This window comes from Streptomyces sp. NEAU-sy36 (assembly GCF_013423905.1).
Taxonomy (GTDB): Bacteria; Actinomycetota; Actinomycetes; order Streptomycetales; family Streptomycetaceae; genus Streptomyces; species Streptomyces misionensis.
The window spans coordinates 4,951,995-4,960,734 of sequence record NZ_CP058977.1; the positions used below are offsets into that span (position 1 = coordinate 4,951,995).

The 8,740-nt window shown below is 72.5% G+C and carries 6 protein-coding genes; 1 reads left to right on the forward strand and 5 read right to left on the reverse strand.

Features of this window, described 5'->3' with window-relative positions; all coding sequences use genetic code 11:
• Positions 1-198: 198 nt before the first annotated feature.
• On the reverse strand, positions 199-897 hold the full coding sequence (locus HZZ00_RS22335; protein ID WP_180328104.1) for a LuxR C-terminal-related transcriptional regulator: 699 nt from the start codon (positions 895-897) through the stop codon (positions 199-201).
• Between the two features lie 390 nt (positions 898-1,287).
• Here HZZ00_RS22335 and HZZ00_RS22340 point away from each other — a divergent pair, with 390 nt between their 5' ends.
• Positions 1,288-4,605: a BTAD domain-containing putative transcriptional regulator gene (locus HZZ00_RS22340; RefSeq protein WP_257585055.1), complete on the forward strand. Its 3,318-nt coding sequence runs from the start codon at positions 1,288-1,290 to the stop codon at positions 4,603-4,605.
• 86 nt (positions 4,606-4,691) lie between these two features.
• On the opposite strand, the gene HZZ00_RS22345 is transcribed toward HZZ00_RS22340, so the two are convergent.
• From HZZ00_RS22345 to ccrA, 4 genes are all read right to left on the reverse strand, one after another.
• Positions 4,692-4,886: a ferredoxin gene (locus tag HZZ00_RS22345; protein ID WP_180328105.1), complete on the reverse strand. Its 195-nt coding sequence runs from the start codon at positions 4,884-4,886 to the stop codon at positions 4,692-4,694.
• Between the two features lie 43 nt (positions 4,887-4,929).
• Positions 4,930-6,144 (reverse strand): cytochrome P450, encoded by a 1,215-nt coding sequence (locus HZZ00_RS22350; protein WP_180328106.1) that lies wholly within the window; start codon positions 6,142-6,144, stop codon positions 4,930-4,932.
• 73 nt (positions 6,145-6,217) lie between these two features.
• Positions 6,218-7,408, reverse strand: coding sequence for a cytochrome P450 (locus tag HZZ00_RS22355; protein ID WP_180328107.1), 1,191 nt, complete (start codon positions 7,406-7,408; stop codon positions 6,218-6,220).
• Positions 7,409-7,450: 42 nt separating this feature from the next.
• The gene (gene ccrA, locus HZZ00_RS22360) at positions 7,451-8,707 is read right to left on the reverse strand and encodes a crotonyl-CoA carboxylase/reductase (RefSeq protein WP_180328108.1); all 1,257 of its coding nucleotides are present in this window, start codon (positions 8,705-8,707) and stop codon (positions 7,451-7,453) included.
• Positions 8,708-8,740 lie beyond the last annotated feature (33 nt).

Sequence of the window (8,740 nt, forward strand, 5' to 3'; positions counted from 1 at the left end):
CGTAGGCCGGGTCGCGGGCGCGCGGAGAGGGGCACGGCGCGGACGGGGCCGGCGCGGCCCGCACGGAAGGCGGCACGGTGACGCGGTTGGAAGAGGGCGGCACGGCCTGGCCGGGGGGCACGGCGCGGCCCGCTCACGCCGTGCCGCTGCGGGGCCGCCGGGCGCTCGGTGAGCACCCGGTGGGCACCCCGTGTGTGCTCACTTCACGAAGTCGTCCACGACCTCGGGCGGCCAGGTGCCGACCTTGAGCACGCCCATGGAGTAGGCGCGGGAGACCAGCGCCGCGCGGTTGGGCACCTTCAGCTTCCGCAGCAGGCAGGTCACGTGGTACTCGACGCCCTGCCGGCTGAGGTAGAGGCTCGCCGCGAGGGGGACGGTGGAGACCCCGGCGGCGATGCCCTCCAGGATGCGCGCGTCCATGGCGGAGAGGATCTTCTTGCGCCTGGTCACCACGCCGGTCCCCTCCGCGTCCCCGGCCGTGGGCATCATGACCAGGATGGCGGTCGTGTCGGGCAGACCGCCGCGCACCGCGACCGCGGTGAGGGGGACGGTGAAGGCGGACTCGTCGCCGGGTCCCAGGGCGATGACGGGCGTGACGAACCGCTGGTGCTTACCCTCCAGTAAATTGAAGAATTGTCGTACTAACGGCTGTTGCACGCTCGGGTGCACCACGTCACGGAAATTCCGGCCACATATGTCTTCGGACGAGCTGTTGAACTGCCGGAAGAACTCCTGGTTTGCCTGTTGGATGGTCAGAGTTCTGTCGAGGCTTGCCATGCACAGGCCCGGAGCTGCAAGTGCTGGACTCAGCAAGAGTGGGCTCCCTGTCGGAAAACTTGACGGCGAATCTTTCGGAGGCTGGTGCGCGGCCGTGACGGCCGTCGGCAGGGGCGCCATCGTCCCTGAGACCAGCAGAATCTCCAGGTGAGAACATCGTGCGTCACCGACCTTGCGGGGTCCTTGCCGAGCCGTCGGCGGTGCCTTGCCGCCGCCCGCCATCGTTTTTCGGACCCTCTGTCGGAATACTTGCCCAACACCTGCCGCTTTCTTGCCAATCGATGGCTGTCCGCCCGGATCGGCGCTTTCACCATGTCATGATCCGCAGGGGGGCGGCGTGAGTCCGACCAGCTCCAAACCGGCCCTCAGACAGCCACGCCCGAGAGAACGATGGGGAACGTCATGCCCGCACCTGAGCTCTTACTGAACGTTCTGGGGCCCATGTCGGCGCGGCACCACGGGCGTGAGCTGCCACTGGGCCCACCACGCCGCCGGACTCTGCTCGCCCTGTTGCTCATCCGCCTGGGCCGCGTGGTGCCCACCGAACTCCTCGTCGAGGAACTCTGGGGCGACGAAACCCCCCGCCGCGCCGTCGCCACGCTCCAGAGCCACGTCTCCCACCTGCGCCGGGCGCTGGAGCCCACGGGTGAATCAGGCCATGTTTCGGTGCTGCGTCACCGGATGCCCGGGTACGTCCTCGATCTCCGTCCCGAGCAGGTCGACGCCTGCCGCTTCGAAAGTCTGGTCACCGACGGCCGGCGGCTGCTGGAACAACGCGATCCGAGCACCGCGCAGGCCCGGCTCACCGAGGCCCTGGGGCTGTGGCGCGGCTCGCCCTACGCGGAGTTCGACAACAATCCCCCGCTGAGCGACGAGTGCGCCCGGCTCGAACAGATCCGGCTCACCGCCGTGGAGTCCTGCGCGGAGGCGCGGCTGGCGCTCGGCGCGGCCGAGGAGGTCGCCGCCGAGCTGGACGGGGAGGCGCGCCGGCATCCCACCCGGGAGCGGCTGGTCGGCCACCTGATGACGGCACTGTCCCGGCTCGGGCGGCAGGCCGAGGCATTGGAGGTGTACGAGCGCACGCGCAGTCACCTGGTCGAGGAGTTCGGCGTGGACACCGCGGCCGAGCTGCGCCGGGTCAGGAACGCGATCCTGCGCCAGGAGCCGGGAGCGAGCGCGCCCTCGAAGGGGCCGGACGCCGAGCCCCAGGGCCCCACCAGCACGGCGTACGCCCCGCTCACGCGGAACGAGTCCGGTGCCCGCGGGGCGCCGGATTCCGGGCACGGCGGGACGCACGGCTCCGGAGTGGCCGTCGCTCACACAGGCGGTGCCGGGATCGCCGGGCGCCCGCAGGCACCGGCCGAGCCGCTGCCGGGCACGCGGGCGGACGCCGCCGCACCGGCCGGGACGGCCCCCTGGCGGCCCGCGCCCTGGCCGGGGCACGAGCCGGCGGCCGCCCCGGGGACGGGTGAGGCCCCGGACCCGGAATCGGGGTGGGCGGCGGTGCCGTCCCCGTTCACCGGCCGCGGCCAGGAACTCGACCGCCTGACCACCGCCGCCGCGAGCGTGGTCGTGGGCCACGGCCACGTGGCCGGTGTGCTCGGCCCCCCGGGCGTCGGGAAGACCCGCTTGCTGCTCGAACTCGCGGCGCGCCTGGAGCACATGGACGCCCAGGAGGAGGGCACCGGACTCGAAGTGGTCTGGGGCCACTGCTTCCCCGGCGAGGGCGTTCCCGCCTACTGGTTGTGGACCCAGATCCTGCGGCGGCTGTCCGCCACCCGTCCGGACGCCTTCCGGGAGGCGACGAAGCCGTACGGCTCCCTGCTCGCCCCGCTGATGCCGGAGCGGCCGCCGGCCCCGGCCGACGACACCGGCCGGGCCTCCGACTGGTGCAAGGCCCGCTTCCTCGCCCACGACGCCCTCTGCGAAGTGCTGCTCGCCCTCGCCGGACAACGCCCGCTCGTGCTGCTCCTCGAAGATCTGCAATGGGCGGACACCGCCTCCCTCGACCTGCTCCGGCTGCTGGGCACCCGCTGCCAGGGCCGGCCGCTCGGCATCGTGCTGACGGCGCGGGAGTTCGAGGCCGAGTCGGACACGACGCTGCGCCGGATGGTCTCCGACGTGCTGCGCGGTCCCCGCACCGAGACGCTGCGGCTGTGCGGACTCTCCCGCGCGGCCGTCGGCGCCCTGGTCGAGGCCTACGCGGGAGCCGGTGTGGACCCGGAGGTGATAGAGGTGCTGCACCGGCGCAGCGAAGGCAATCCGTACTTCGTGATGCAGCTGCTCTCCCTCGTGGGTGACGCGCGTAAACTCCGCCGCCCCAACGCGGTCGGCGCGCTCCTCGCGCACATTCCCGCCGGGGTGCGCGAGGCGCTGCACCAGCGGTTCGCCGCGTTACCCGAGCCGGTGCTCGGGGTGCTCCGGCTGTGCGCCATCATCGGCGCAGAGGTGGACACGGACCTGCTGCACCGGACCGCGACCCGGGACGAACCGGTCGTCGCCGGGCTCGAGTCGGCCATCCGGGCCGGGCTGCTCGGGGAGGACCCGAACCATCCGGGGCGGCTGCACTTCGCGCACGCCCTGGTCCAGGAGACCCTCGTCGACGAGCTGCCCCGGGAGGACCGCCACCTGCTGCACGCGCGGATCGCCGACGCGCTGCGCGCCCGCAGGCACGGCCAGGTCGAGGACGAGGAGATCGAGCGGGTGGCCCATCACAGCTGGCACGCCAAGAGCGCGCTGCCCGCGGCCGAGGTGCTGCCCCGGCTGCTGCTCGCCGCGGAGCACGCCGAGCAGTCCATGGCGTACGAGCAGGTGGAGACCTGGCTGCGCCGCGCGGTGCACCTGGTCGGCTTCCTGCCGCCGGACGACTCGGCCACCGTACGGCTGGAGCAGCAGCTGCACATCCAGCTCGGCCAGGTGCTCGCCACCACACGCGGTTACGGCGATCACGAGGCGGAGACGGCGCTGTCCCGCGGCCGTGCGCTGAACGCGGCCACGCATGCCCCCGAGGACCCGTCGGTGGTCTGGGCGCTGTGCGCGGCGCACCTGGTCACCGGCCGCTACGACACCTCGCGGCAGCTGTCCGGCCTGCTCCGGGAGCTTTCGCGGCAGACCCGGGAGCCCGTGGCGGCGCTCGGCGCGGCGTACGGCGAGGGCATCGTGCTGCATGTGCGGGGGATGCTGCCGCAGGCGCTGGCCGAGCTGGAGCGCGGCGTCGGCATGGCGGACCGGCTGGCCGGGGAGGGTCATGTGCTGGCCCGTACGTTCCAGCACGACCCGCGGGTCTCCTGCCGTTCCTACGACACCTTCACCCACTGGCTCCTCGGTCACCGGGGGGCCGCGAGCGCGCGCCGGCGTGAACTGCTGAACCTCACCGAGTACGAGAGCAGGCCGTCCGACCGCGCGTTCGCGCTGTACGTGGACGGGGTCGTGGCGGCCTGGGAGGGCGACGCCCGCACCGCCCTCGTGGCGGGCGACGAGGGCGTACGGGTCGCGGGGCAATACGGGCTGCTGTACTGGAAGGCGATGCTCGGCGTCGTCAAGGGGTGGGGCCTGGCGCACGCGGGGGACCATGACGACGGCCTCGCCCTCATGCAGGCCTCGCTGGCCGAACTGGGCCGGTCCAGGACGTCCTTACGGCACCCGCTGCACCTGGGCCTGCTGGGCCAGGCGCAGCATCTGGGCGGCCGGACCGAGGACGCGAGGAACACCTTCCGGGCGTTGCTGGCCGCCGTCGAGCAGCGCCGCGAGCGCGTGTACCTCCATCCGGCGCTGCCCGCGACCCCGCTGCTGCACGAACTGCTGGGGCACGGCTCCGTGTCGCCGTGACAAGGCAGGAACGGGCGAGCGGTGGCCCCCGTTCCGGGGAGCCACCGCTCGCGCGGGCGCGGCCGGTGCCGCAAGGCCGTCGCCGTTCAGTCCTCGGTGATCGTGACCGCCTGTACCGGGCAGGCCAGGGGCACCTCGCGCACGCGCGGGTCCCCGGCGCCGTCCTCGTGTCCCGGGAGGAGGACGACGAGCGCGTCGTCGTCCTGGGTGAAGACACCGGGTGCGGTCATGACGCACTGGCCGGAACCGATGCACCGGTCACGGTCGATGGTGATGCGCATCGCGTGGGCCGCTCCTTTCCTTCCGCCGCTGACGTGTGCCCTGTCACCAGGTGACGGGGAGTTCGATCGGGCCCTGGGCGTCGTGGCCGGCCTTGATGGGCACCTCGTCCAGGGGCACGGCCGGCCGCAGGCCGGGGATGCGGGCGAAGAGCGAGCCCAGGGCGATCTCCAGCTCGGCGCGGGCGAGGTTCTGCCCGAGGCACTGGTGGATGCCGTGGCCGAAGCCGGCGTGGTGGCGGGCGTTGCGCCGGGCGTCGAAGACGTCGGGGTCCTCGTAGGCCCCGGCGTCGCGGTTCATCAGCGTGATGGAGACCAGCACCGCGTCCCCGGCCCTGATGGTCTCACCGCCGACCTCGATCTCCTCCGTGGCCATCCGGACCAGGTAGTCGGAGACGGAGGTGAACCGCAGCAGTTCCTCGACCGCGCGCGGCACCGCGTCGGGGTCGCTCAGCAGCACGTCGATCTGTTCCGGGTGCTGCATGAGCGTGAGGGCGCCGAGGGCGATGGCGTTGACCGTGGTCTCGTGGCCGGCCACCAGCAGGACCAGCGCGATCATGACCACCTCGTCGTGGTCCAGCCCGCCCTCCTCCAGCTGGCGGGCGATCAGCTCGTCGAGCAGACCGTCACCGGGCTCGGCCTGCTTCTTGGCGACCAGGCCGTGCAGGTACGTGTACAGCTGGGCGAAGGCCGCGTCGGCCTCCCCGGATGTCGCGGCGCCCACGAAGTCGCGGGAGCACTCCTCGAAGAAGTCGTGGTCGCCGTAGGGGACGCCGAGCAGTTCGCAGATGGCCATGGAGGGCACCGGCAGCGCGAAGGCCGACACCAGGTCGACGACCGGCCCCTTCGCCAGCATGTCGTCCAGGAGCCGGTCCACCAGGCCCTGCAGCCTGGGGCGGATCGCGTTCATGCGTTTGACGCCGAAGCTCGGGATGAGCATGCGGCGCTGCCGGGCGTGCAGCGGGTCGTCGACGCCGATCAGCGGGAACGCGAGCCCGCCGCGGCCCTCGGTGCGCCGGACGACGACCGGGAAGACCGGGTGCCCCCAGTCGGAGGACAGCCGGGGGTCGGCGAGCAGCGCGCGGCCCTCGGCGTGCCCGGTGATCAGCCACGCCGGTCGCCCGTCGAACAGCGTGACCCGGGTCAGCGGGCCGTCGCCGCGCCACCGCGTGTAGGCCTCCGGCGGCTGGTAGGGGCAGGTCCGGTCCTGCGGGAAGGGCGGGGCCGACGGCGCGGAGCGGCTGATGTCGGTCTCGGTCATATCGTGCCTTTCGGGCGGTCGGCGGTGCGGTCGTTCGGCAGTTCGTGCGGGGGCCGCGGGGAGCCGGCGGGGCTCACCAGGTGACGGGCAGCTCGTGGACGCCGTAGAAGACCATGTCGGTGCGGAAGCGCAGCTCCGAGACGGGCTTGGCCAGGCGCAGGGTCGGGAAGCGCCGGAACAGGCTCTCGAAGACGATCTGCAGCTCGATGCGGGCGAGTTGCTGGCCGATGCACTGGTGCGCACCGAAGCCGAACGCGAGGTGCGGGGCGGGGCGGCGGGTGATGTCGAAGCGCTCCGGGTCGTCCACGAACGCGGGGTCGAAGTCGGCGGCGAGGACGTGCGCGACGACCTGCTCTCCGGCGGCGATGCGCACGCCGCCGAGTTCCACGTCCCGGGTGGCGACGCGCTCGCCGCCGAACTGGCCGATGGTGAGGTAGCGCAGCAGCTCCTCCACCGCGTTGCCAACCAGTGACGGGTCCTCGCGCAGCAGGGCCAGCTGGTCGGGGCGGTCGAGGAGCAGGGCCGCGCCGAGGCCGATCATGCAGGCGGTGGTGTCGTGGGCGGCGATCAGCAGGGTGCCGGCGGCGTTCATGAGGAACATGTCGTCGACGACGCCGTCGGGGTCCTCGGTGGTGATCAGCGCCGAGATCAGGTCGTCCCCGGGGGTGGCGCGGCGCTCCTGGACGAGCTGGTACAGCAGCCCGCCCAGCCGCATGCCGGCGGCCTCGGTGGCGGCGGCGTCCTGGTCGACCCGCATCATCGCCTCGGCGATCTCCTGGAACTCCGCCCGGCGTTCGACCGGGACGCCGAACAGATCGGAGATCACCATGGAGGGCACCGGGTTGGCGAAGGTCCTCACCAGGTCGACCGGGCCGCCCTGCGCCTCGATCGCGTCGAGGTGTTCGTCGACGATGCGCTGGATGTTCGGCCGTAACGCCTGCATGCGGCGGACGGTGAACTCCTTGGCGAGCAGCTTGCGGTCCGTGGTGTGCTCCGGCTCGTCCTGCCACAGCAGGCTGCCGCGGCCGGGCTTCTGGGTGACGACGCCGTCCTGGGTGTGCAGCGCGTGGGGCACCCGGACGCTGAAGGACGGGTCGCGCAGCAGGGCGCGGACCTCCTCGTAGCCGGTCACCAGCCAGGCCTCGTGGCCGCTGGTGAAGGTGGCCCGGGTCACCGGGGCGGCGGCCCGGACGTCGGCGATGCCGTCCGGCGGCAGGAACGGGCAGCCGCGGGTCTTGGGGACGGCGGGGGCGGGCTCGGGCATGACTCTCCTTGCGCTGGTGGAGGGGTTGGGGTCGGCCGGACGTCAGGCCGCGGCGAGTTCGACCGAGGTCTCGCCGCGCCGGGGCGCGTTCACGAGGACGGCCATGTTCCCGGAGGGGTGCACGTTGTCGTGCATCATCTGGTGCATGCGCCCGACGTCCTGGAAGCCCTCGCAGGCGGACAGACAGGGGTCGAGCATGCCGGCGCCGACGAGGTTGATGACCTCGCGGCACTCACGGGCGTCCGCGTAGTGCGAGCCCTGGAGGCGCTTGGAGCGCATCCACAGGTGGCGCAGGTCGACGTCCCCGTTGTAGCCGGAGGTGCCGCCGCAGATCACCACCATGCCGGCGTTGTCGCACAGGTACATCGAGGTCGGCAGGGTGTCCTGGCCGCTGTGTTCCAGCACGATCCGCGGGGACTTGCGCTCGCCGAGGATCTCCCAGATCTTCTTGCCGACCCCGCGGGCGCCGCGCAGGAACCGTGCCGAGGCCTCGGCGTCCCCGACGTCGGGCAGCCGCCCCCAGTGGTCGAAGTCCCGGCGGTCGATGGTGCCCGCCGCGCCGAGGCGGCGGCAGTGCGCGGAGCGGTCCTCGCTGGAGACGACGGCGATCGGGATGCCGCCGGCCAGCTTCACGAGCTGGATGGCCATGGAGCCGAGGCCGCCCGCGCCGCCCCAGATCAGCACGGGGTCGCCGGGGCGGACCGTGTGGCCCTGCCAGCCGAACAGCTGCCGGTAGGCGGTGGGCCCGGTGAGCAGGAAGGCGGCGGACTCCTCCCAGGTGAGATGGGCGGGCTTGGGATGGCACTGGTACTCGTCGACGCGGCAGAACTGGGCGAAGGAGCCGTAGTTGGTCTCGTAGCCCCAGGCCCTGATGCTCTCCGAGGCCAGCGGGTCCCTGCCGAGGCGGATGTCGGCGGCGGTCTCGTCCCACTGGCCGCTGGTGACCAGTACGTGGTCGCCGACCTTGACGTTGCGGACGCCCGCGCCGACGGCCCACACCACGCCGGAGGCCTCCGAGCCGCCGATGTGGAAGTCCTCGGGCTGGCCCTGGCGCTGCCGCATCCCGATGACGTCGACCGGTTTGCCCAGCGAGGACCACACGTTGTTGTAGTTGATACCGGCGGCCATCACGTAGACCAGCACCTGTCCCCGGCCCACGGCCGGGGTGTCGACGACCTCGGTGCGGAACGCCTGCTTCGGCTCGCCGAAGCGTTCCTGACGGATCACCGAGGCGTACATCCGGCCCGGGACCTCACCGAGCGGCGGGGTCTCGCCGATCTCGTAGAGAGCCTTCGTCATGATTCTTCTCCCACGTCTGCTCTTTCGGGGTCT

What these genes read in the sequence shown, in the direction of transcription:
- ccrA (WP_180328108.1), bottom strand. Translation starts at nt 8,707, where the DNA reads ATGACGAAGGCTCTCTACGAGATCGGCGAGACCCCGCCGCTCGGTGAG.
- HZZ00_RS22335 (WP_180328104.1), bottom strand. Translation starts at nt 897, where the DNA reads ATGGCGCCCCTGCCGACGGCCGTCACGGCCGCGCACCAGCCTCCGAAA.
- HZZ00_RS22350 (WP_180328106.1), bottom strand. Translation starts at nt 6,144, where the DNA reads ATGACCGAGACCGACATCAGCCGCTCCGCGCCGTCGGCCCCGCCCTTC.
- HZZ00_RS22355 (WP_180328107.1), bottom strand. Translation starts at nt 7,408, where the DNA reads ATGCCCGAGCCCGCCCCCGCCGTCCCCAAGACCCGCGGCTGCCCGTTC.
- HZZ00_RS22345 (WP_180328105.1), bottom strand. Translation starts at nt 4,886, where the DNA reads ATGCGCATCACCATCGACCGTGACCGGTGCATCGGTTCCGGCCAGTGC.